The following is a 22,443-nucleotide window of genomic DNA, read 5'->3' as shown; positions in this document are numbered from 1 at the left end:
ATATGTCCAGTCGAACCATAGAACTTACTGAGACGCTCTACGAATACCTGATTCAAACAGGTACCCGGGAATCTGCTGTCGCTCGGGCGCTTCGTGAGGCCACGCGCGATGCGACTCCTGCGCATGGCATGCAGATTTCCCCGGAGCAAGGCGCTTTCATGGCCCTGCTGGTTCGCCTGATCGGCGCTCGTCGCGCGATTGAAGTAGGAACGTTCACCGGCTACAGCGCCCTTGTGGTTGCCGAGGCGCTGCCTGCCGATGGTGTGCTCATCGCGTGCGACGTATCTGACGAATGGACTGCAATCGGAAAACCGTTCTGGAAACAATCCGGCGTCATCGGGAAGATCGATCTGCGTCTGCGACCGGCTGTCGAAACACTGGACGAGCTGATTGCCAGCGGTGAATCAGGCAGTTTTGATTTCGCCTTCATCGATGCGGATAAGAGCAACTATGAAAAATATTACGAACGCTGTCTCGAGCTGTTGCGCATCGGTGGTGTGGTAGCTATCGACAATGTGTTGTGGGGCGGTCGTGTGGTTGATGCCGGTAGCACAGACGACGACACGAGGGCAATTCGTGAGATCAACAAAAAGGTACATCGGGACAGCAGAGTGGACGCCTGCATTCTGCCCATTGGTGACGGGCTGACTCTTGCAGTGAAGCGAAATTAGGCTGCGTCAGATCAGGGCTTGTCGCCAGAAGCGCCCTATGAAGCTCGATGCTGCAGACTGTCCTGCCAGTGATTCAGAGCGCTTTCACCATTTTTATGACTACGCTGTCTGCGCCGTTTTTCGCGACCAGAGTTTCGCGACTGACCTCGCAATAGCCGCGTGCGAGGTAGAGTGGCTCACCCGGGATCGTCGATCCCAGTTCGATCGTCTTGAAACCGGCCGCACGGGCGGCGCTTTCACCGAGGTCGAGGAGCAGGGTGCCGATACCCCGCCGAGTCCAGTCCGGATGGGTATACATGGCGCGTATGCGGGCAGCGTCCCGATCCGGATCGCTCAGACTGTCATCCCGACCGGCGGTCTGATCGCCGCCATAGAGCGTTCTGCGCTTTCCCCATCCGCCGCAACCCACCATGATGGTCTGCCCGTCGCTGATGGTTTCGACGACGAAATAGGTACCGTCGGCAATCAGCGACCGGTCAACACCCATGGATTCCCGGGCGGCGGCGACCTCCTGCGGGGACAGGAACGATGCCATATTGCCTTCGATGGCTGCAGCCATGAGTTCGATGATGGCAGGAATGTCAGCAGCATCGGCTACCCGATGGGATAAAGGAACTGCCTCAGATCGATTCTGCGAACTCATGGCTTTTCCGGCACCGGTAGGGACAGGATAGCGGGCGAAAATCAGACAGCTTTGCGCCGCACGATGACGGGCAGATGCGTATATCCCTTCACGAATGAGGAGAATGTCCGGCTCGGTTCCGCCTGAATCTCGATTTTTTCGAAACGCTTCAATATCTCCTCCCACAGGATGCGCAACTGCAGCTCCGCGAGGCGGTTACCCATGCAGCGATGGATGCCGAATCCGAAAGACAGGTGGGCCCTGGCATTGTGGCGTTCGATATCCAGCACATTGGCATTCTCGAAGACTTCCTCGTCCCGATTGCCCGACACGTACCACATCAGTACCTGGTCACCTTCCCTGATCTGCTTGCCGCCGATTTCGCAGTTGCGATTCGCTGTTCTTCGCATGTAGGCGAGCGGTGTCTGCCAGCGGATCACTTCTGCTCCGAACTGTGGAATCAGGCCGGGGTTGGCGATGAGCTTGTCGTACTGTTCCGGAAATTTGTTCAGCGCATAGACACTGCCGGACATGGTGTTGCGGGTCGTATCATTGCCTCCGACGATCAGCAGCAGCAGGTTGCCGAGATGCTGGGCCGGCGCCATGTCTCTGGTGGCTTCACCATGCACCAGCATGGAGACCAGATCGTCCCCCGGCTTCACCCTGCGCTCCTCCCAGAGCCTTGAGAAGTAACTGAGGCATTCGAGCAGTTCCTCACGCTTCTGTGCCTGGGTCTCCACGACGCCACCGGGTTCCGGAATGGCGAAAACGATATCTGACCAGCGTGTCAGCTTGCGGCGGTCTTCGAAGGGAAAGTCGAACAGCGTGGCCAGCATCATGGTGGTGAGCTCAATCGACACCGTGTCTACCCAGTCGAAAGTCTCTCCTTCCGGCAGAGAGTCCAGCACCATGCAGGTCCGCTCGCGGATGAGGGGTTCCAGTTTTGCGAGGTTCCCTGGCGCGGCGACACCGGCGACCGTCTTCCGCTGCTGATCGTGGCTGGGTGGATCCTGGGAGATGAAGGCACTGCTGCCCTGGAAGAGACTTTGTGGGATCTCCGTTCCGACAGGAAACCCGAGAGTGATGCCCTTCGCCGAGGAGAACGTTTCCCAGTCCGCATCGACGCGCTTGATATCCGCATAACGGGACAGCGACCAGTACCTGCCCGCAGATTCGATCTGATTGAAGTGAACGGGGTCCTCCGCACGCAGGCGTTCAAAGACCTCCTGCCAGCGGTTTTCCTTGAAGAGATGGGCGTTGACCGGATTGATGTCCGCCAGAGGCATATCGTAAGCCCCGGGGGTATTGGCGCCTTTCGCGGCCTGTTCCTGTTCCGGTGTGCGGAAGGCATCTCCGGATCGCACACCCTGCTGTGTTGCGCTCTCACTCATTTCTGACTACCTCTTCAATCTGGGCAGGACCCTGCTGTCAATCGCTGATCCCGGGGCTGTACGTCGTCTCAGACCAGCGGAAGATTCTGGGGACAAAACCTGCACAATTCAAATATCCGCCTGGCCCGGAAGGCCAGGCCGGAAGTTCAGCGCAACAGGCCCCCGATTTGTTCTATCTGATCGCTTGCTTGGCTGTGGCGGCCGGCATTGCCCTGCCCGGCCTGGCTACTCGCGCAATTCCTGCTGCAGGAGTATTCTGCCCGATTGGGATAAAAGCTAATGGGAGAAAAGACAATGAACTTCAAACTCTTAGGCTGTGCGCTGCTCACAGCTGTCTTCGCACTACCGGCGATGGGAGGCGTCCTCACCGGAACCATCAAAACCGAGACCGGTGAGCTGATGGAAGGTGTCCTGGTCAGGGTTACGGACGATGTTCTGGGTGTGTCGGAGTCCGTGTACACCGATTCTCAGGGACAGTACACCCTGGTAACCCAGCTCAGCGGCACCCTGCAACTGCGCGCTCGCAGCCCCTACTTCAAGGATGCCAGGACCACCGTGGAAATCGCACCGACCGGTACCAGCCAGGAAAACCTGGTCATGACAGCGATGACCGATCCGGTCGAGATTTCCGAGAGTCTGCCGGCTGCCTACCATTTCGGCGGTCTGCCTTTCGAATCCGGGGATGACAAAGACTTCAACCGCTATCAGTTTCAGCGGGACTGTCTGTCCTGTCATCAGATGGGTAATCCTTTCACCCGCCAGGTGCGCACGGCGGAGTCCTGGTCGGTGACCATTCAGCGCATGCACCAGATGGTAGGTAATTTCGACGCAGTACTGCGCGATCGCCGCTCGGTAATACTGGCGGAAGGATTTGATGGAAAACCCATCACAGTGCGCCCGGTCTTCCCCCTGGACAAAACACTGGCAAACACCAAAGTCTATGAGTTCATGCTGGAGCGTGCGTTTGTACCCCACGACGCCATCATCCATCCCACCAGCGGACTGATCTACACGGTGGATCAGGGACTCGATCACATGGTGATCACCGATCCTGCAACCGGCCAGTCGGAATACGTGATGCAGGCTGGCGGGAAGGGAAATGAGTACCGCAAGGGGTATACGGCATCAACACAGGAAGTAGTGGGTGAATTCAATCCGGGCTCGCGCCATGGCCCCCACTCCCTCGATCTGGCCATAGACGGCAAATACTATGTGACCAACGCGGGCAGCCGGAGCATCGGTGTGTTCAACCCGCAGACCAATGAATGGGAACCGTCATACGCGATCGATCCAGCGACTGGCGCCAATTATCCCCATACCATCCGGGCGGACAAGAAAGGCTTTGTGTGGTTCACACTGGCGGGATCCGAGCACGTCGCGCGGCTGGACATCAGGACCGGTAAGTTCGATGTGATCTCACTGCCACAGGTGGCCTCCGGCGGGATATCCGGTGGCACTCAACCCTACGGCATCGACATCAATCCGATCGACGACACCATGTGGTACAGCCGCCTGTTCGGCGACAAGATAGGTCATGTGAATCCGGACACTCTGGAAGTTACGGAATTCGATTCCCCGGTACGTGGACCACGGCGTATGCGTTTTGATAAAGACGGCGTCCTGTGGGTGACCGGATATTCAGAAGGAGAGCTTGCTCGAATAGACGTCGCGAAAGGATTCGAAAGCAAAGTTTACGTGATGCCGGAATTTGCCGAGGGTTATCGGCCAGCGCCCTACGCGCTGGGTGTGCACCCGGGAACTCAGGATATCTGGTTGAATGAAAACATGACCGATCGTATTTTCCGTTTTATTCCGGAGGAAGAGCGATTCGTGGTCTATCCTGTCCCGCTAGCCGGCAGCTATTCCCGGGATATGACCTTCAGCGCGGATGGTCAGGTGTGTCTGTCCAATAATCCGATCCCGCCGCCCGCTCTGGAAGGAGGAGTGCTGGAAATTCTCTGCATCGATCCGAATTATGATCCGAAGGTCGAAGCGGGAGTGAAGCTGAGCCAGAACTGAAGCTGAGTTCATGCGTCGGCTCTCAACCCGGGGGCCGACGCGCTGACGGCCGTCGGTCGCCCTAGCGGGCGTTAGTAGAAAGAAACAGCAGCATCAGACGTTCGACCGTCTCTGCGAAGGCCGGCACGAAGAGCAGGCCCAGCACCCAGATCACCGCGACACCAGCGCAGAGTTTCAGATATAGACCATTATTCATTGACGCTTGCTCCTCGGGGTGCCAGTTCGAATATCCAGGTATCGCCATCCGCTACGCTTCGCGCGATCCCGGCAACAGCCTCAGGCGTGGCGCCACCGGCGTACTTCTGTGCAAGCTTGTTCGCGACACCTTCGATTACGGCGGGATCCATCACCCGCACCAGCTCACGTTCATAGCGCACGCCTTTGATGCGCGCGACTGCGAGCGTACTGCCTGCTTCGACATCAAACGCCCAGTCTTTCCAGAGCTTGCCGAGAAACGAGCGCATGTATCCGGAAGGTACGTATACCTTGCCGCCGCTTTCCATGATGAATATCTGCCGCGAACTGTCCGGATCCGTAGTCTGCAGTTCGATGGTGAAAACATCGTCTGTAAAAGACCAGTCCGGTTCCGAGCCACTGTACAGTTCGCCGGAAACCAGCGCTCCGCCCGGAAACAGCACCGAAGGACCGTCCGCGTTCTGGTTCTTAAGCTTCAGGGTGATCAGTGTCAGCCCGAGCAGCAGCACCAGCAGACCCAGGATCTGTAGAATAATTTTCAGCATTCAGCTCCCCTCTCTGCAGGGGATACTACCTCGAATCCCGTGCGAAAGCCCGCTACCGGTCGATCGGGTCGATCGGAGTCGGCCGTGTGACTCCGGCTTCAACGATCTCTGCAGCATCGAGACACAGATCCTCGCGCCACAAGTCGGCATAAATCTGAATGCCGGTGGGGAGCCCCGCGGAGGTTCCGGTGGGCAGGGCCACTGAAGGCAGTCCCAGGACATTGCCCGGTGTGATGAAACGTACGGTATCAATGAGCAGATCCAGACCGGAAGCCGGATCCAGATCCGCATCGGCCGGCCACGGTAACCGGGTCCAGGTAGGGCCTACCACCACCGGATAGTCCGCGAAGAATCCCGACCAGGTGCGCTGCAGCCGTGACCGTTCCGCGTGTATAGCACTGTTAGGGACGTTGCCGGTGTCGAAGCGTTGACACAGCTGCAGCAGAACGGTCTGCAGCGACTGGGTGATCATCGGGGCGATCATCGGCACCATGACCTGGAAGTCAATTGCCAGTACGTTTCCCCAGATTTCGGTGACTCTCTCCAGTTCAGGCGGTGTCGTCTCCTCCACCTCCCAGCCTGCTGCGGCCAGCAATGCACCCGCCTTCCGGATTGCGGCCACGGTTGCCTCGGGAATGCTGCCGCCAGGTATCCGTGTCACCAGCGCGGCCCGGCGCCGGAGTGGCGCCGCTGCGGTGAGCGGAGCATCCACAGAGACCGGATCACGGGTGTCTCTGCCCGCGAGAATCGACAGCCCCAGTCGCAGATCTGCCAGCGAGCGCGCCATGGGTCCTTCCACGAGCATTGCCTGGACGGCCATGCCGCCATCCTGAGGATCGATACAGGTGGCGTGGGGAATGCGTCCCTGGGTCGGCTTCAGGGCGGTAATACCGTTACAGTAGGCCGGATTGCGGAGCGAGCCACCAATGTCGTTGCCCAGACCAAAGGGGGTCATGCCGGTAGCCAGCGCAACCCCGTCACCGCCGCTGGAACCACCGGCAGTGAGCTTCGCATTCCAGGGATTCAGAGTACGGCCGCGCAGGGGATTATCGGTAGACAGACGCAGGCCCATTTCCGGCATGTTGGTGCGCGCAATCGGAATGGCGCCGGCGGCCTTCATCCGGGCAACCACCGGGGCATCGATTGCCGGCATGGCGTCTGCCAGTGCAGGTACGCCATTTGTCGTGGCACTCCCCACGCAGTCGATGTTTTCCTTGATGGTGAAGGGCACGCCGTGCAGAGGATGGGTCTTCCTGCTGCCGGCCGCATCGGCCGCATCGGCTGCATCAGCGGCAGCCAGCGCAGATTCCGCCAGCACCAGCGTGACCGCGTTGACCCTGCCGTTTACTGCCGCGATTCGATCGAGGTGGGCCTGGACCACCTCACGGCTCGATACCTCCCGCTTCCGGATCAGTTCCGACAGTTCACTGGCAGAGTGTTCGTACAGTTTTCGCATCTGAGTTATTCTCGCTGTTCGGCTACTGCCAGAGTTTTGATGAAGCCTTCATGAAGCGCAGCATCATGATCATGCTCAGAACTTCACTGCTGTTCGAAGGGTCGTTCAGAAACGCTTCGTAGTAGAGATACTCGGTCTTGGGTGTTTCGCCGACCGCCAGTATCCGGGCATGGGTTTCGTAGTCGTAGTCGACAAATACCGGCCCCTGCAGGAGCTGCAGCTCGATGGCACCGAACAGGCCGACACCGAAGTCGGAATTCCTGGGCAGGATCTTCGCCTCGCTGGGCCGCAATACCTGTACCTGAAGTGCAGGAGTTGCAATTCTGTGGCCGTACAGACTGGCATCTGAATAAGCCGGCAGGGGTTCGGTGATAACCGCCAGGCGTCGCTGCAGATCCGCTTCTGAGATCTTTGTGGGCATGGCTGCGCCCAGCGAACCGGGCTGCACGTTTGCGAGGATACGGAGATCTCTGGGTTCCGGCATGGCCGCGATACGCTGGCGAATGGCGGATTGCGGATCGGGTCCGCCCAGGGTGGCTGTACCATCACAGACCCGGTTGCCCCGGGTGTCATCCATCCAGACGTCGGTTCTGTCTGGGTCTGCAGCGGCTGGTCGCCTGGCACTGACGCGTACCGGTTCGCCATCTGTGGTGGCGTACTTGAAATAGAGCGACAGGCCACCTCGCGACAGCCAGTCTTCACCGAACACTTCCACCAGCAGGGGAGGGAACTGTTCCATATGCAGGGACCCCGCCACCGTACCACCTCGGAAACCCAGCTTCTGAGCGGTGGTGTCATCGTGGATGCTGCCTGCACCAAGGTGACTTGCGCTGTTGCGGGGAGAGCGCTCCGGTCCGGTGAGTATGCCGGCGGATTCGCTGAATGATCTGGACATTTTGATGCTCCGCGTCCGGTAATTGATCAGTCGGGCAGACCGAGTACCCGTTTGGCTATGATGTTGAGCTGTACCTCCGAAGATCCGCCGGCAATGGTGCCCGCTTTCCGGGCCAGCCAGAATCGTGTTTCAGCAAGTTCTTCCGGGCTGAAACCTTCGCCTTCCCAGCCGACACCCCGGCTGCCCATCAGGGTAAGAATCAGCTCGGTGCGTGTTTTTGTCAGTTCACTGCGTACAAGTTTGAAAATAGACGTAGCGAAGGTCTGTGTACCGCCATCCGCGTTTTCCTCGCGGGCACGCTTCTGAGTCAGCGCGAGCGCGAGCGACTGCAGCTCGTGATCGATTACCGCGCGGCGAAGACCAGGTTCCGCGATCGCTCCGTTTACGAAAGGAGCGTAGAGCCGTGCAACTTCCGGAATGGATCGGGTCTGCGGCTGCACGCCTGAAAGTGAAGAGCGTTCGTGTTGCAGCAGACGCTTGGCGATACTCCAGCCGCGATTGAGCTGACCAACCAGATCGGCTTTCTGAGCCAGCACATCGTCGAAAAAACACTCGCAGAACGGCGAGGCGCCACTGATCAGGCGAATCGGTTTCACAGTGACACCGGGCTGATCCATGGAAAACAGAATGAAGCTGATCCCGTCGTGTTTCGGCGCGTCGAAATCGGTTCGTACCAGGCAGAAGATCCAGTCAGCGAACTGGGCGCCGGAAGTCCAGATTTTCGATCCGTTGATGAGAAAATGGTCACCCTGATCGACAGCCCGGGTCTTCAGACTGGCCAGGTCCGAGCCCGCACCAGGTTCGGAGTAACCCTGGCACCAGCGGATCTCACCACTGGCGATACCCGGCAGATGCCGTGCTTTCTGCTCCGGAGTGCCATGTTCGAGGAGTGTGGGCCCGATCATGCTGGTCCCCATACCAGCCAGTGGAGGCGGCGCGCCGACATCGGCCATGGCGAGTCTGAGCATGTGGGTTTCGTCCGGACTCAAGGCTGCGCCACCGTATTCGCGAGGCCAGGCAGGCACCGTCCAGCCACGTTCAAACATGGCATCGAAGTAGCGCCGAGCATTTGAATCCTCTATGGGTACCTTGCGACCGCCGCCGGAAACCGCTTCCGCGCTGCCGCGCAGAGACTCCGGGCAGTGCTCATACAGCCACGCGGTGGCTTCTTTGCGGAATGTCTTCAGGCTCACCGGGATCCGTCCTCCCCAGGCATGATCGTGAGATCCACTTTGTGAGAGTAAACGCCAAATCCAGCTGGAAATCGAGGGTGCCGGACCCGGCTCAGTCGGGCAACTTCACCTCATCGGCATGGAGACTCTTCCACAACCCGGCCGTCATCAGGGCGACCACCAGCAGTAGAGGTACCGAGACCGCGACCACGGCTGACTGCAGAGGGCGTAAGCCGCCGATCTGGATCAGAGTGATCGGCAGCAGACCGAGCGCGAGAGCCCAGAAAACACGATTCCAGCGCGCAGGATGAGCGTCACGCGGCAGAGCGCGTGTGGTGGAAGAAGCCAGGGTGTAGGAGGCAGAGTCGTAGCTGGTGGTGGCGAAGATCACGCAGATCAGGCTGAATACCGGCAGCACGACTGCGGCAAGGGGCAGCGACGCCATCACCTGAACTACTGCGGACGCAGGACCATTGCTCCGAAGTTCATTGAGTACCGGCAGCCGTTCGCTGAGTTCCAGGTGCACGGCGTAGTTGCCGAGCACGAGGAAGAAGAGACTGGTTCCCAGAGTGCCGTAGCCGAGAGAACCGAGGATCACCTGACGGATCGTGCGGCCACCTGAGATCTTCGTGATGAAGATACCCATGAACGGCCCCAGGGCGAGCCACCAGGCCCAATAGAAAACGGTCCACGACTCCACGAAATCGGAATTCTCGACCGGGTCCGTCCAGGTACTCATCAGTACGAAGTTCTGCAACATGAAACCGAAAGTTGCCGTGCCGTACTCGAGAATAAAAACAGTAGGGCCGGTGATGAGAATGAATGCCAGAAGACAGAACGCAAGCCACACTGCAAGATTACTCAGGCGCTTGATACCGCGGTCCAGGCCGATCCATACACTCACCACGAAGACCAGAGTAACGATGGAGATCACCACAACTTTCAGAGCAAAGGTATCTGCGAAACCGAACATGTGGCCGAGACAGGCGGCAATAAGTGGTACCGCCAGTCCGATCCCCGTGCTGCAGGCACCGACCAGGCCGATCATGTAGGTGATATCGATCAGTCTGCCGGGAAAGCGATGGGCCCACTGACCGATGATGGGTTCGCAGGCAGCGGTCAAGGTCAATGAGGGCACACCACGAACATGGTAAGCGTAAGCCACAGCGACGGCCGGCAGGCAATACAGCGCCCATCCGGTGAATCCCCAGTGAAAAATCGGATAGGCGGTGGCCCATCGCAGTGCTTCGGGTGTCTCCGCGGTAATCCCCATTGGGGGCGTCTGATAGTAGTGGGCCCACTCGATGGTGCCCCAGTACAGCACACTGGTTCCAATGCCGCCGCAGAAGAGCATTGCAGCCCAGCTGAAGGTTGCGAAATCCGGCTCTCCTGTGCCCCCCAGGACGATCTTTCCGAAGCGGGAACAGGACAGGTACAGCAGCAGCCCGATCGCGGCAATGCTGAAGAGGATGTAACCTACGCCGAGTTTCTGAGTGACGAAAGTGAAGGCGTCGTTCAGTACCACCGCTCCTGCATCGGGGTAGAGGCCCAATGGAATACACACCGCGAAAATGGCGATTGCACTGGCAATGAAGATGAACCAGTCGATGTCAGTCGCGGGATCGGTGTCCTGTAGTCGGTGCATGGATTCTGAACTTGGCAGTCAGCGGGGGACCTTACAGCACCTGCCAGTGCTGTGCTAATGAAGCGACGCGATGCGCTCGAAGAGTATGACTATGTGATTGTCGGTGCCGGATCGGCGGGATGCGTCATGGCGAACCGGCTGAGCGCGGATCCTGATACTCGTGTGCTGTTGCTCGAAGCAGGAGGCCGCAACCGCAGTATCTTCATCGATATGCCTGCAGGATTCAGCATCGTGATGAATCGCCCCCGCTTCAACTGGGGCTACAAAGCGCAGGCGGATCCTGGTCTTGATGGGCGAAGCATCGATTGTCCCAGGGGTCGTGGTCTGGGCGGCTCCTCTGCAATCAACGGCATGGTTTATGTGCGGGGCCATCCGCTTGACTTTGAGCGCTGGAACAGTCTGCTCGGCCCCGGGGACCATGACTGGTCCTATGCCGGAGTGCTGCCCTATTTCAAACGCGCGGAACGCTGTCTGGATGCATCCGCTGATCCCGGGTACCGCGGCCATACCGGACCCCTGGCGACAATGAGTGGCGCACTTGCCAATCCTCTGTATGGCATGTTCCTGGAAGCCTGCGTTGAAGCGGGATATTCCCGCAGTGATGACCTCAATGGCTACCGGCAGGAAGGCTTCGGCCGTTTGCCCATGACGGTGGCCGGTGGTGTCCGGCAGAGTGCCGCAAAGGCCTATCTGTGGCCTGTGATGCGGCGTCCGAACCTGCGGGTGGAGACCGGTGCGATGGCGGACCGGGTGGAGATAACTGATCACCAGGCCCGATACCTTGTCTGGTGGAAGAAGGGTCAACGTCGGAAAACGGTGATTCGTCGTGAAATCGTCCTCTGTGCCGGTGCAATCGAATCACCCTGCATTCTGCAGCGTTCCGGAGTGGGTCCGGGTGAGCTGCTGACGCGTCACGGCATCCGGGTGCAGGAGAATCTGCCGGTTGGTGCCAATCTCATGGACCATCTCGAGGTTTACATCCAGCAGGCGTGTCCCGCCTCCCTGTCTCTGAATCGCTCGCTCAACCCGCTGCGGAAATCTCTGATCGGCCTGCGATGGCTGGCCAGTCGCAGCGGTCCCGGTGCGACCAGTCATTTCGAGGCCGGCGGTTTTATCCGCAGTGCGGCAGGGATCGAATGGCCGGATGTGCAGTTTCACTTTCTGCCGGCAGCCATGAATTACGATGGCTCGAAACTCTCGGCGATTCCCGGCTACCAGCTTCATGTCGGCCCCATGCTTCCGGAAAGCAGAGGTCGTGTGGCGATCACTTCAGCTGTCCCCGGGCCGCATCCGAACGTCAGCTTCAATTATCTGAGTGATGCAAGAGACGTAGCGGCCTTTCGACGCTGTATCCACCTGGCGCGTGAAATTCTTTCCCAGGCGAGCTTTGCGCGGTTCGGTGGCAGGGAACTGCAGCCGGGTGCGGAGGTTTCCAGCGTTTCGGAAATCGATGCCTGGATCCGCCGCACTGCCCAGAGCGCTTATCATCCCTGCGGTAGCTGTCGGATGGGAAGCGGCGCAGAGGCAGTGGTCGATCCGCAGGGTCGCATACACAACATTCGCAGCCTGCGCGTGGTTGATGCATCTGTCTTCCCGATGATTACCAACGGTAACCTCAATGCACCTGCCATCATGCTGGCCGAGAAGGTTGCCGCAGAAATCACTGGTGCAACGCTGCGGGCAGAAGTGCAGCCGTACTATCAGGCCCAGAGATGGGAAGTGACGCAGCGGTAGAATACGAACTCTGTAGTCTCTGCGGTCACTTCCCTGGTGCCCGGTCAGCCACGAGGGCCTGACGGTGCGTGTTTCGGCAGACGCGGCAGATTCCCGATCATGCCATCCGGTCGTGCGGCGTTCAGCATCCGCTGATAGGCGGGGCGCGCTTCGGCCCTTTTTTTCCACGCCGCGACGTTGGGAAATTGCGCCTCGTCGACAAGGTTCAGTCCAGTAGCAACATTGAGCGGGAACATCATCATGATGTCGGCGCCGGTGAATTCCGCGCCACCGAACCAGGGATGCCTGCCGAGGTAGTTTTCCGCGTACTGTACTGTGGCTTCCGAATCCACCATGCGTGAACGAACAGTGGGCGGCTCTTTCAGCCATGCCCGGTAGTCGGAAAACAGGCGTGCAGCCAGGCTGCCTTCCGCGTAGTGCATCCATATCAGATGATTCGCATAGTCGGCCGTGTCGACCGGCGGCTGAAGCTGACCCGGTGCATAGCGGTTGAGAATGACCTCTATGATCGCGCCGGATTCGACCAGGATCTGATCACCGATCACCACAGTGGGCGCCATCGGTACATCCGGACTGATCTCCCTGATCCTGGCCATGGAGGCGGCCAGATCGCCGCGTTCGTAGATGAGCTTGTAGGGGAGGTTCAATTCCTCCATCAGCCAGACGATCCGTTCGGAGCGACGGCCCTCGAGGTGGTAAATGGTGATGTCGGGTAAGTCGACAACGGCTTGTGCGGGTGTGGCAGATGCCTGGTCCGGCAGCTGCATCATCCAGGCAAGCGTGACGAGCAGCGGAAGCTTGAGGAAGCCTTTCATAAGTGTTTTCCGAATTGCTGGAAGCCCCGCTTTGCTGCAGGGCAGGAGGCTGCGCGGAGAATCAGCTCATTCTGTGCAGCGCGCAGAGTTTGTTACCCGAAGGATCTCTCAGGTATGCCAGGTAGAGTTTTGCGGCTCCGCCATCCCGTACCCCGGGCGGATCTTCACAGGTCGTGCCACCATTGGCGATGCCTGCCGCGTGCCAGGCGTCTGCCTGTGCCGGGTCCTGCGCAGTGAAACCGATGGTGCTGCCGTTGCCATGGGTGGCCGGCTTGCCGTCGATGGGCGGGGTGATCGCGAAAACACCCGCAGGTGTGCGGTAGAAACAGCGACCTTTCGGATCCATGACCCCCGGTTTGATACCGAGCGCGCCGAGCGTCGCATCGTAGAACTTCCTGGATTTCTCGACGTCATTGGCGCCGACCATGATATGACTGAACATCTGTATTCCTTGGTTTCGGGGTGAGGCAGATTACCTCAATCGAGGGTAAGAGCGGGGACAGATTGCGCATCAGCCCCGAAGCAGGCCTGTACAACGGGCAGGCCCCTGTGGATCACTGGCGTTCCCGGCCCGGTTGTTCTGCAGCGGGGGGTTGAGTAGGCTGCTCGCCGGTACGGAGAAAATCGGAAGGTGCGAAGTGGCTGAGGGTGAAGTGTTGCGCGTTGCGAACTGCAGCGGTTTCTATGGTGACAAACTGTCCGCCGCCCGGGAAATGGTGGAAGGCGGCCCGATCGATGTACTCACCGGCGACTACCTCGCCGAGTTGACCATGGCGATTCTCTACAATCAGAAACAGCAGCGTGGCGGCAGTGCCGGATACGTCGGCACCTTCCTCAAGCAGGTCCGGGAAGTCATCGGACCCTGTATGCAGAAGGGCATCAAGATCGTCTCCAACGCGGGAGGTTTGAACCCCGCGGGCATGGCAGAAGACGTGCAGGCGATCCTGGATGAACTGGGCATCACAGCAACCGTCGCTTATATCGACGGCGACGATCTCGTTGACCGGATACAGGACCTGCAGACCCAGGGCGAAGCTTTTCTGAATATGGATAAGGGTATCCCGCTGAGTGGATCCGGCAACTCAGTCCTCACCGCCAATGCCTATCTCGGTGCCTGGGGAATCAAAGAGGCCCTCGACCAGGGCGCCGACATCGTGATCTGTCCGCGGGTAACGGACGCGGCGGTAGTGATCGGTCCTGCAGCCTGGAAGTTCAACTGGGCCCGGGATGACTTCGATGCCCTGGCTGGTGCGCTTACCGCGGGCCACATTATCGAGTGCGGCTGTCAGGCCTGTGGCGGGAACTATTCCTTCTTCCAGGAAGTACCCAGCTTCCGCAACGTAGGCTATCCCATCGCAGAGATCGAAGCGGATGGCAGCTTCACCATTACCAAGCATCCTGGTACCGGCGGGCTCGTGTCGGTTGGCACGGTAACGGCACAACTGCTGTACGAGATTTCCACTCCCGCCTACCTGAACCCGGATGTGATTGCGCATTTCGACTCGCTGTCCGTTGAGCAGGTTGGAGAGGACCGGGTGCGTGTCAGTGGTGTGCGCGGTTCGAATCCACCGCCGACCCACAAAGTGTGTATCAACACGTCAGACGGCTTCAAAACGGGCATCGAGATCCTGCTTACCGGCCTGGATATTGAAGAGAAGGCAGAGGTATTCATGGATACCTTCTTCCATTCCCTGGGCGGGCGGGAACAGTTCGATAAAGTGGAAACCCAGCTGATCCGTACAGACAACCCGAACGCAGTGCAGAACGAGGAGGCCCAGGCCAGTCTGCGAATACACGTTCATTCAAAGGATCCGAACAAAGTAGGGCGTCTGTTTTCGGCCAGGCACATTGAACTCGCCCTTGCCAACTATCCCGGCTTCAGCGGGCGTGGTGGCACTGCGGGGGGTCCGGTGATCGCCTACTGGCCGGCGCTGGTAGACAGCAGACACATAGTCGAACGGGTGCACGTGGGTGGCAGGGTGGTGGACGTGGTGCCGACCAGTCAGCTGGGTCTTGATGAGATCTATTATCAGCAGACGCCGGTAACTCTGCCTGCGATTCCCAAAGGTGCGCTTAAGAAGATCCCGCTGGGGCGTCTGTACGGTACCCGCTCCGGAGACAAAGGCGGCTGCGCGAATGTCGGCATATGGGGTAAGACCGATACCGCCTACGCGTTTCTGGCGGAATTTCTGACTGTCGAAAAACTGAAAGCGCTGATGCCGGATGTCGCACAATACGAAATAGACCGTTATGAAATGCCGAACCTGAAGGCGCTGAACTTCTACATCCACGGAATACTCGGCGACGGTGTTTCCGCCAACAATCGCCTGGACGGGCAGGCGAAGTCGATGGGCGAGTATCTGCGCTCTCGAATCGTCGATGTGCCTGCTGAGCTGGCTGCGGAAGTGGGGCTATAGGGGGCTTCCGGGCAGGTATCAACGCCTCAGCACCAGCCGACCACCAGCCACAGGGGATCCGCGTGCGGCGGGGAGCGATCGTGGCAGGCGATCTCACTGAAACCGGCTGCCTCCAGGTAGTGGCTGACCAGACGCACGCGATCTTCCGCACTGATACTCTGAAACGCAGCAACAGCCTTGGTCGGAAACAGCCGGTGTGACATTGCGATGCACACTGCACCCGCATCGGAGAGGGTTTCATGGATTGAAGTCATGACCTCGATGGGTCGAATCAGATACTGCACCGATACGGCGATCAGCACGCGGTCGAACTCGCCGGGTGGGTAGGGCAGATCAGGATCCCGGTTCAGATTGTGCACACAGTAGTCATCCAGCCTCGGATTCGCAGCGAGCTCCTGAGCATTCATTCCGAGACCGCTGACTCTGCTGAACTGCTTTTCCGGGGGCAGATGTGAAATCCACGAAGACATCAGATCCAGGACACGCGCACCATCGGGAAGAAACTCCCTGTAGAAACGGGTGAGGGATGTGATCGTCGCCTCATCGATGTGTGTGACGAAGCGTGGCGCTGCGTAGAAATTCTCGTCAGGCGACTCGTCTGCGCGACTGAAGAAGTGCGCAGGGATCCCGGATTCCGAATGTGACCCGGTCACAGGCGATTGGTAACCCGGGATGCTGACTGGTTGGAGCCTGTCATCCCGCTGTGCAGCTCCGATACGATCTCGAAAGATCGCAGGCGCTTCTCATGGTCGAAGATCTGGCTTGCAACAATGAGCTCATCGCAGCCGGTCTGTGTGCAGAAGGCGGTCATTTCCGAGAGTACTTTTTCCGGCGTACCCACCGCAGAGGTGGATGAGTACTGAGACAGCAGCAGCTGATCTTCACTCGTCAATGATTCTTCGAAGTCCCGGACCGGTGGTGGCAGCTGACCCGGTGTACCCCGCCGCAAACGCAACACTGCCTGCAGGGAGGAGCTGCGCAGGAAGCGGGCCTCCTCGTCGGTTTCTGCAGCGCAGACATTGAAGCCCAGCATTACGTAGGGCTTCGTCAGATACTCCGAAGATTTGAAGCTCTCCCGGTAGATTTCGATAGCCTGCATCATGGCGGCGGGTGCGAAGTGGGAGGCGAATGCGTAGGGCAGGCCCAGGGCGGCGGCAAGTTGAGCCCCATACAGACTTGACCCGAGAATCCAGACAGGGACTTCCGATCCCTCGCCGGGTACGGCATGCACCCGCTGGCCCTGCTGGGGCTGGCCGAGAAAGGCCAGCAGTTCCATCACATCCCGCGGGAAGTCGTCGATGTTGCCCTGCAGATTTCTCCGCAGCGCGTGCGCGGTGACCTGATCTGTACCGGGCGCCCGGCCGATGCCGAGATCGATGCGCCCTGGATAGAGGGCCGCCAGGGTACCGAACTGTTCGGCGATGATCAGCGGTGCGTGATTCGGGAGCATGATGCCCCCGGCACCTACCCGGATGGAGGAGGTGCCCTCCGCGACGTAACCGATTGCGACCGCAGTGGCGGAACTGGCGATGCCAGGCATGTTGTGATGCTCGGCCAGCCAGAAGCGTTCGTACCCCCATGCTTCGCAGTGTTTTGCCAGATCGCGGCTGTTCTGCAGTGCGCGGGTGGCTGTGCTGCCCTGGGCGATGGGTGCAAGGTCCAGCACGCTGAACGGTGGCAGTCCGGGTGGAGACTGATGCGTGTCGACACTCATTTAAAGGATGGCCGGGCGGTTACCTCGGCGTGATGGCGGGCGAGGTGCCTGAGATCGAAAAAGTCCTGTCCGACGTTTTTTGCGAAACCCACCAGGATGGCGAGGGTCATGTCCGCGACACAGTAACGTGATCCAATCAGGTACTGATGTTCTGCCAGATGCGAATCAAAAACTCCCGCCGCATCCCGGGCCACTTCTGCTGAGACTTCTCCCCACTCTGGCACACACTTTTCCCGATCTTTGAAAAAACCGGTGATGTTGCGGAAGGCCTGTGCTACCGGTATCAGCAGGTTGAGTTCGACCCTGCGGGACCACATCTCGATCATCGCTTTTTCCCGGGGTGACTCGCCGAAGAGGTTGGGCGACGGGTGCAGGCCTTCGAGATAGAGGCAGATGGCCTGACTCTCCGAGAGATAGCTGCCGTCGTCGAGTTCCAGGACGGGCACACGAGCGAATGGATTTTTCGCACGGTACGCCTCGCTGAGGTTTTCCCCAGAGCGGAGATTGACCTCGGTCTTCGGGATATCGATGCCCTTCTCTTTCATGAAGACGTTGACCCGCTGGCCGTTCGGGGAAGAGCTCTGAGTATGGAGATGCATGGTATCGGTACCGGATTGGCTGTGCGGCCGCCATGATACTATGCCGCGAATTTTTAAGGACGAGGACTGAGCGAGATGAGTCAACTGATAAGCCGTGAGATTCACCTGGTTTCCCGCCCTGACGGGCTGCCAGCGGAAGCGAACTTCAAACTCGTCGAGCGGCCGCTGGCACCAGCAGATTCGGACATTGTGGTGAAGAATCTCCTCATGTCCGTGGATCCGGCGATGCGACCGGCACTGTCCAACGGGCAGACAAAGCTGGATGAAGCCATGCCGGGTGGGGCCATCGGCAGGGTGATCCAGAGTACTTCTCCCGACTATCCGCAGGGCGCCTATGTGCTGCACCGCTCCGGCTTCCGCGAATATCACCTCTCCGACGGCCGAGACCTGAGTGTCATCAGACCGCAGGGGGAAGCTCTCTCCACCCATCTGCACATCCTCGGCGGCACAGGACTGACCGCCTATGGCGGGCTGCTGGTGACCGGTGAGCTGAAAGAAGGGGAGAACGTCTTCGTTTCCGCAGCGGCGGGCGCCGTGGGCTCTGTGGTCTGCCAGATCGCGAAAATCTATGGCTGTCGGGTTGCCGGTAGCTGCGGATCGGATGAGAAGGTCAGGTATCTGCGCAACGAACTCGGTGTCGATCACGCCTTCAACTACAAAACCAGCAGCATCTCCCGGGAGCTGCACATCGGTCTGCCGGATGGTATCGACGTCTATTTCGAAAACGTCGGTGGTGCGCATCTGGATGCGGCCTGTGGTCAGATGCGGCCTCTGGGCCGCATACCCGTGTGCGGGATGATCTCTGCCTACAACAACAAAGGCGCAAGATCCGAAGGTGTCACTACCCTTTCCAACATGATCTACAACCGGGTCACGATGAAGGGATTTGTCGTCTACGAATTCAATCACATGCGCGAACAGTTTCTGGCGGATATGCGCAAGTGGATGAAGGAAGGGCGCATGAAGTATGAAGAAACCATCATGGAAGGTATCCAGAACGCGCCAGCCGCCCTCATCGGTCTGCTGCAGGGACAGAACACCGGAAAAATGCTGGTGAGACTGGCAGAGGATTGAGTAACCCTGTTGTCCGTTCGCAGGACCGGGGTCTCCCCGGTCCTGCCAGCGGGATTCCGATTACCGGCCGAACACCTGCTGCAGCAGCTCGGTCGTGCGCTTTGCGGGATCGGCGCGAATCGCCGCCTCCTCCCGGGCCAGATAGTGGAATATGCCGTCTGTCCCCCTGTCGATCACATAGTCGCTCAGATTGGCGTCAATCGCTGGTGCAAAGGGAATGTCTCTGTAGCGCGCCATGATCGTATCGAAGACCTGCACTGCTCCTGCGTCGGCGAGTGATTCATCCACCACCGGCTTCATCTCTGCAGCGAGCGGTTGCGACATCTTCTCTCGGAAGTACTGAGTTGCGGCATCGGGCGCGCCATCGTAGATGGATTTCACATCGTCCAGGGTCAGGTCGTTGATCGCATTCAGGAACAGAGCTTTGGCTTTTGGGGTTGCGATCTCGGCCGCGCGATTCAACCGCGCTTCCAGATCTGTCAGGCTGCCATCCATGCCGACCGTGGCCAGCAGGTTTCTGATCTGATCGAGCTGAGCCGGCAGCGGGATGTGAATCTCGGGGTCGAGATTGAATCCACCCGACTGGCCCAGCTGGGAAACAACGTTCCCGGTTCCCACCTTCAGCGCCTCCTTCAGACCGTTGGCGATATCTCCGGTAGTCAACGTCTCGACGGCGGGCTGTTTTTCTGAGAGTGCGTTCTTCAGTTTGTCCAGCCAGGAGGCAGCTGCGTGACCGCTGCTGGTGGTGATGGAAAGGGCCAGCACAAACAGTGCACGACCTGCGGCTGATGAAACAGTTGTTATCACGCGATCTCTCCCTGAATAAATTTTCTATTTGAGGAATGCACGTCGGACAGCCTCCATGGCCGCTTCCGTGATCCCGATTTCCCGCAGGTAGCCGAGTGGGCCACCCCATCTTTCCTCCAGCCCGTCGAGGAAGTCGCTCATCGCCTCGTCCGGCACACCTGAGTGATGCAGCATGAGCTGGCGGTCCACACCTTCGGGATAGCCGCTGGTGGCTTCGATGAAATCCGCCTGGCGATGGATGTCCCGATTGGTCAGCGCATAGTCCGCCTCGATCAGTGCACGTTCGACACCCAGCACAGCGAGCAGGAATGCCGTGGACACTCCAGTGCGGTCTTTCCCCGCAGTGCAGTGCAGCAGTACGGGCTGGTTGCGGGCTTCGGCAAAAATTTCGAACATGCGGATCCAGGGTTCCGGACCAAACTCCAGATAGCCCAGATAGCGCTTCCCGGAAATTCCACTGTCCCCTACCAGGCGGCTGAGCTGATCCGAGCCGCCTTCCGGAATCACCGGAAGGTTGTGATAGGCGGCACCCATGCTTTCCAGAGGACCTCGACTCTGGTCGCGGACCTCGTCCGGCCTGCGCAGATCGATCTGGGTGGCAATCCTCATTGCCTTCAGTTTTGCCAGGTCTGCGGCCGTCATCCGGTCCTGGCGGCCTGTGCGGTAGTACCTGCCCCAGGCCACGGTTCTACCGAATGAAGTGGGGTATCCGCCGATGTCCCGGAAGTTGAAGCAGCCTTCGAAAGGGTGATGTCGGTCAGCGTAGTCGGTGATCATTGAGTACCATTTTTTATCGGATGAATTTGTGCCTTGCGTCATGCGACCTGGGGCGTGCGGCGTCGACAGGCCGCGGTGAGCTGCCCTGCTGCAGACCCAATTGAACTATCCAGCCGTGGCTGCGTCGGGTCGGCTGTTCTGTGTTTCCTTCCGCAATGCTGCCAGTTCCGCGGCGAGCGCCCGCCGTCCTGCCTCGGCTTCAGGATCTTCCGGGTAACAGGCGAGTTCAGATGCCGGATCTCCAGCGATACGGGTGCCGATGAGCACGCGCGGCTGGGAGTAGTCGTAGGGTCTGGCCCGATGCAGCAGCGCGCGGTTGTCCCAGATCATGGTGTCGCCGGGTTGCCAGCGATGGCGGTACACGCGCGAGGGTTCCGACACCACGAAATCGACGAGGGATTTGAGCAGCTGCGCGCTCTCGCTGCGGGTGAAACCCGGAATACCGAAGGCGTGTCGGCCGATGAAGAGACTCCTGATGCCGGTTTCCGGGTGAATCTTCACCAGTGGACGCAGGTATGCTTCGCCGTGATAGATGGTGCCCTCTCTCTGTTCCGGAAAATTGCCGATGTCCCTGGCCTGGGAGTACTGGGTGGAGTGATAGGCGCTGAGATGTTCGATCCGCTTCCGGGTGATCTGGTCCAGAGCCGCATAACCCGCTCTCATGTCAGCGAGATCGGTTTCGCCCCCCTTCCCGGGAACGACCACGGCGGAGAGCATCGCGCATTTGCTGCTGATCGGCCAGTAGGTTGAATCGGTGTGCCAGGCTTCGTTGCCCAGATTCGTCTGCATCCGCTGGGATTGCAGCGACAGTATCTCTCCGTAACTACCCTGGGCGTCCCTGACCTGATTCGCCATCTGGTAGGCGCCGAATTCGAGTTCGCCGAAACGCCTGCCGAACTCAACATTCTCCTCATCTGAAAGGAACTGCTCCGGGAAAATCAGAAAGCCGTACTGCAGAAAAGCCTGTTTGATGGCCACGAACTCGGCGTCGCTGAGTTCGGCCAGCCGAACATGGGTGACGACGGCACCGAAGACTTTTTCCGGAATGGGATCAACGCGTATGCTGCTCATGTCTGCTGTGGCCGTGCGCCGGAAGGGTCACCGGATTACAGCAGGTAGCGGTGGGGCAGGTCAAAGGCCGGAAGTGCGCCAGAGTGTCATTGGGAAAATTCGGTTAGTTGCAAGAAAGCTTATGAATATCAGAAAGTTGAGAGAGGCAGAGGCGCTGTTTCTGCACCGCTACCCGGGCGGGTTCGACAGCGAGGAAATGCAGAAAATCGGGAAGAAACACAATGTCGGCAAGCTGGCGGAGTTTGCGTCCGTGGCCCTGGCGAAGAAGAATTTTATTAACCAGCAGGCAGTACTGGATGACATCGTCAAGGTTGTGACCCGATCCTCCATGGTGTCTCTGTTCGAGAAGCCTAAATTTCGCGATTACGTGAATGGCCTCAACAGAGCGGATCGTGCGTATCTGCGGGACGGTTTTCAGAAGCTCCTGCACGGCAGGCAGGCACAGGGGTTTCAGGAGGTTGTGGATGTGCTCGGCGAAGCGAAGCTGGCGAAATGGAGCCTCATGACCATCTGCCTGCTGTATCTGCGGCCGCAGAAGGAAGTCTTTGTAAAACCCACGACAACCAAGAATGTGATTCGGCAGTTCGAGCTGGAAGGGCTGGTCTATCACCCCCGGCCGACCTGGGATTTCTATGCGGCTTACCGGGATGAAATAGCGAAGATGAAAGCCCTGGTCGATCCCTCGCTGTCTCCGAACAACGCGGCGTTTACCGGATTTCTGATGATGTCGACCAGTGCCGGTAGAGACCCGGTAAGGTAACAGCAGCGCCAACTGAGGTTGCTTCGCGGGCTCCGAGTTGCCCGCGAACCAGCGCGACGGGTTG

General features: G+C 59.1%; 22 protein-coding genes. 6 read left to right on the top strand and 16 right to left on the bottom strand.

Annotated features, from left to right (window positions below; all coding sequences use genetic code 11):
• The first annotated feature begins 2 nt into the window (after nucleotides 1–2).
• Nucleotides 3–671 carry a class I SAM-dependent methyltransferase gene (locus tag R3E82_11115; protein ID MEZ5551431.1) on the top strand — a complete coding sequence of 223 codons (669 nt, stop codon included), beginning with the start codon at nucleotides 3–5 and terminating at the stop codon, nucleotides 669–671.
• A 73-nt stretch (nucleotides 672–744) separates the two neighbouring features.
• Here the strand turns inward: R3E82_11115 and R3E82_11110 are convergent, their stop codons facing one another.
• On the bottom strand, nucleotides 745–1,314 hold the full coding sequence (locus R3E82_11110) for a GNAT family N-acetyltransferase (GenBank protein ID MEZ5551430.1): 570 nt from the start codon (nucleotides 1,312–1,314) through the stop codon (nucleotides 745–747).
• 41 nt (nucleotides 1,315–1,355) lie between these two features.
• Entirely contained in the window at nucleotides 1,356–2,684 is a 1,329-nt protein-coding gene (locus R3E82_11105) for a cytochrome P450 (GenBank protein ID MEZ5551429.1), read from the bottom strand.
• A gap of 294 nt (nucleotides 2,685–2,978) precedes the next feature.
• Here R3E82_11105 and R3E82_11100 point away from each other — a divergent pair, with 294 nt between their 5' ends.
• Entirely contained in the window at nucleotides 2,979–4,703 is a 1,725-nt protein-coding gene (locus R3E82_11100) for a carboxypeptidase regulatory-like domain-containing protein (GenBank protein ID MEZ5551428.1), read from the top strand.
• 61 nt (nucleotides 4,704–4,764) lie between these two features.
• Here the strand turns inward: R3E82_11100 and R3E82_11095 are convergent, their stop codons facing one another.
• The 6 genes from R3E82_11095 to R3E82_11070 form a co-directional block, all read right to left on the bottom strand.
• Nucleotides 4,765–4,899: a hypothetical protein gene (locus R3E82_11095; protein ID MEZ5551427.1), complete on the bottom strand. Its 135-nt coding sequence runs from the start codon at nucleotides 4,897–4,899 to the stop codon at nucleotides 4,765–4,767.
• Nucleotides 4,892–5,443 carry a hypothetical protein gene (locus R3E82_11090; protein MEZ5551426.1) on the bottom strand — a complete coding sequence of 184 codons (552 nt, stop codon included), beginning with the start codon at nucleotides 5,441–5,443 and terminating at the stop codon, nucleotides 4,892–4,894. The genes R3E82_11095 and R3E82_11090 overlap by 8 nt, the downstream gene beginning before the upstream one ends.
• 52 nt (nucleotides 5,444–5,495) lie before the next feature.
• Nucleotides 5,496–6,899: an amidase gene (locus R3E82_11085; GenBank protein MEZ5551425.1), complete on the bottom strand. Its 1,404-nt coding sequence runs from the start codon at nucleotides 6,897–6,899 to the stop codon at nucleotides 5,496–5,498.
• A gap of 22 nt (nucleotides 6,900–6,921) precedes the next feature.
• On the bottom strand, nucleotides 6,922–7,794 hold the full coding sequence (locus R3E82_11080) for a hypothetical protein (protein MEZ5551424.1): 873 nt from the start codon (nucleotides 7,792–7,794) through the stop codon (nucleotides 6,922–6,924).
• Nucleotides 7,795–7,820: 26 nt separating this feature from the next.
• Nucleotides 7,821–8,987, bottom strand: a complete 1,167-nt coding sequence (locus tag R3E82_11075; protein ID MEZ5551423.1) for an acyl-CoA dehydrogenase family protein — start codon at nucleotides 8,985–8,987, stop codon at nucleotides 7,821–7,823.
• A 91-nt stretch (nucleotides 8,988–9,078) separates the two neighbouring features.
• Complete coding sequence (locus tag R3E82_11070) at nucleotides 9,079–10,611, bottom strand: BCCT family transporter (GenBank protein ID MEZ5551422.1); 1,533 nt, start codon at nucleotides 10,609–10,611, stop codon at nucleotides 9,079–9,081.
• Between the two features lie 57 nt (nucleotides 10,612–10,668).
• Here R3E82_11070 and R3E82_11065 point away from each other — a divergent pair, with 57 nt between their 5' ends.
• Nucleotides 10,669–12,345, top strand: a complete 1,677-nt coding sequence (locus tag R3E82_11065; GenBank protein MEZ5551421.1) for a choline dehydrogenase — start codon at nucleotides 10,669–10,671, stop codon at nucleotides 12,343–12,345.
• Between the two features lie 44 nt (nucleotides 12,346–12,389).
• On the opposite strand, the gene R3E82_11060 is transcribed toward R3E82_11065, so the two are convergent.
• Nucleotides 12,390–13,160 carry a glutathione binding-like protein gene (locus tag R3E82_11060; GenBank protein MEZ5551420.1) on the bottom strand — a complete coding sequence of 257 codons (771 nt, stop codon included), beginning with the start codon at nucleotides 13,158–13,160 and terminating at the stop codon, nucleotides 12,390–12,392.
• 61 nt (nucleotides 13,161–13,221) lie between these two features.
• Nucleotides 13,222–13,602, bottom strand: a complete 381-nt coding sequence (locus R3E82_11055) for a VOC family protein (GenBank protein MEZ5551419.1) — start codon at nucleotides 13,600–13,602, stop codon at nucleotides 13,222–13,224.
• Nucleotides 13,603–13,798: 196 nt separating this feature from the next.
• On the opposite strand from R3E82_11055, the gene R3E82_11050 reads away from it, so the two are divergent.
• The gene (locus R3E82_11050; GenBank protein ID MEZ5551418.1) at nucleotides 13,799–15,577 is read left to right on the top strand and encodes an acyclic terpene utilization AtuA family protein; all 1,779 of its coding nucleotides are present in this window, start codon (nucleotides 13,799–13,801) and stop codon (nucleotides 15,575–15,577) included.
• A gap of 26 nt (nucleotides 15,578–15,603) precedes the next feature.
• Here the strand turns inward: R3E82_11050 and R3E82_11045 are convergent, their stop codons facing one another.
• The 3 genes from R3E82_11045 to R3E82_11035 are packed head-to-tail and all read right to left on the bottom strand — an operon-like array spanning nucleotide 15,604 to nucleotide 17,890.
• Nucleotides 15,604–16,230 carry a hypothetical protein gene (locus tag R3E82_11045; protein ID MEZ5551417.1) on the bottom strand — a complete coding sequence of 209 codons (627 nt, stop codon included), beginning with the start codon at nucleotides 16,228–16,230 and terminating at the stop codon, nucleotides 15,604–15,606.
• A complete protein-coding gene (locus tag R3E82_11040; protein ID MEZ5551416.1) occupies nucleotides 16,227–17,291 on the bottom strand; it encodes an LLM class flavin-dependent oxidoreductase in 1,065 nt (354 codons plus the stop codon). The genes R3E82_11045 and R3E82_11040 overlap by 4 nt, the downstream gene beginning before the upstream one ends.
• On the bottom strand, nucleotides 17,288–17,890 hold the full coding sequence (locus R3E82_11035; protein MEZ5551415.1) for a glutathione S-transferase family protein: 603 nt from the start codon (nucleotides 17,888–17,890) through the stop codon (nucleotides 17,288–17,290). Before R3E82_11035 ends, R3E82_11040 begins: the two co-directional genes overlap by 4 nt.
• A gap of 75 nt (nucleotides 17,891–17,965) precedes the next feature.
• On the opposite strand from R3E82_11035, the gene R3E82_11030 reads away from it, so the two are divergent.
• Nucleotides 17,966–18,964: an NADP-dependent oxidoreductase gene (locus tag R3E82_11030; GenBank protein ID MEZ5551414.1), complete on the top strand. Its 999-nt coding sequence runs from the start codon at nucleotides 17,966–17,968 to the stop codon at nucleotides 18,962–18,964.
• A 60-nt stretch (nucleotides 18,965–19,024) separates the two neighbouring features.
• Here the strand turns inward: R3E82_11030 and R3E82_11025 are convergent, their stop codons facing one another.
• From R3E82_11025 to R3E82_11015, 3 genes are all read right to left on the bottom strand, one after another.
• On the bottom strand, nucleotides 19,025–19,771 hold the full coding sequence (locus R3E82_11025) for a DUF4197 domain-containing protein (protein ID MEZ5551413.1): 747 nt from the start codon (nucleotides 19,769–19,771) through the stop codon (nucleotides 19,025–19,027).
• 24 nt (nucleotides 19,772–19,795) lie between these two features.
• The gene (locus R3E82_11020) at nucleotides 19,796–20,548 is read right to left on the bottom strand and encodes a tyrosine-protein phosphatase (GenBank protein ID MEZ5551412.1); all 753 of its coding nucleotides are present in this window, start codon (nucleotides 20,546–20,548) and stop codon (nucleotides 19,796–19,798) included.
• Between the two features lie 105 nt (nucleotides 20,549–20,653).
• Complete coding sequence (locus R3E82_11015; GenBank protein ID MEZ5551411.1) at nucleotides 20,654–21,619, bottom strand: TauD/TfdA family dioxygenase; 966 nt, start codon at nucleotides 21,617–21,619, stop codon at nucleotides 20,654–20,656.
• A 121-nt stretch (nucleotides 21,620–21,740) separates the two neighbouring features.
• Between R3E82_11015 and R3E82_11010 the strand changes: the two genes are divergently transcribed.
• Nucleotides 21,741–22,379, top strand: a complete 639-nt coding sequence (locus R3E82_11010; protein MEZ5551410.1) for a hypothetical protein — start codon at nucleotides 21,741–21,743, stop codon at nucleotides 22,377–22,379.
• Nucleotides 22,380–22,443 lie beyond the last annotated feature (64 nt).

This window comes from Pseudomonadales bacterium, from assembly GCA_041395945.1.
Lineage (GTDB): Bacteria > Pseudomonadota > Gammaproteobacteria > Pseudomonadales > Azotimanducaceae > SZUA-309.
Note: the sequence above shows the minus strand (reverse complement) of the source record. Positions and strands in the feature narration are given on the sequence as shown.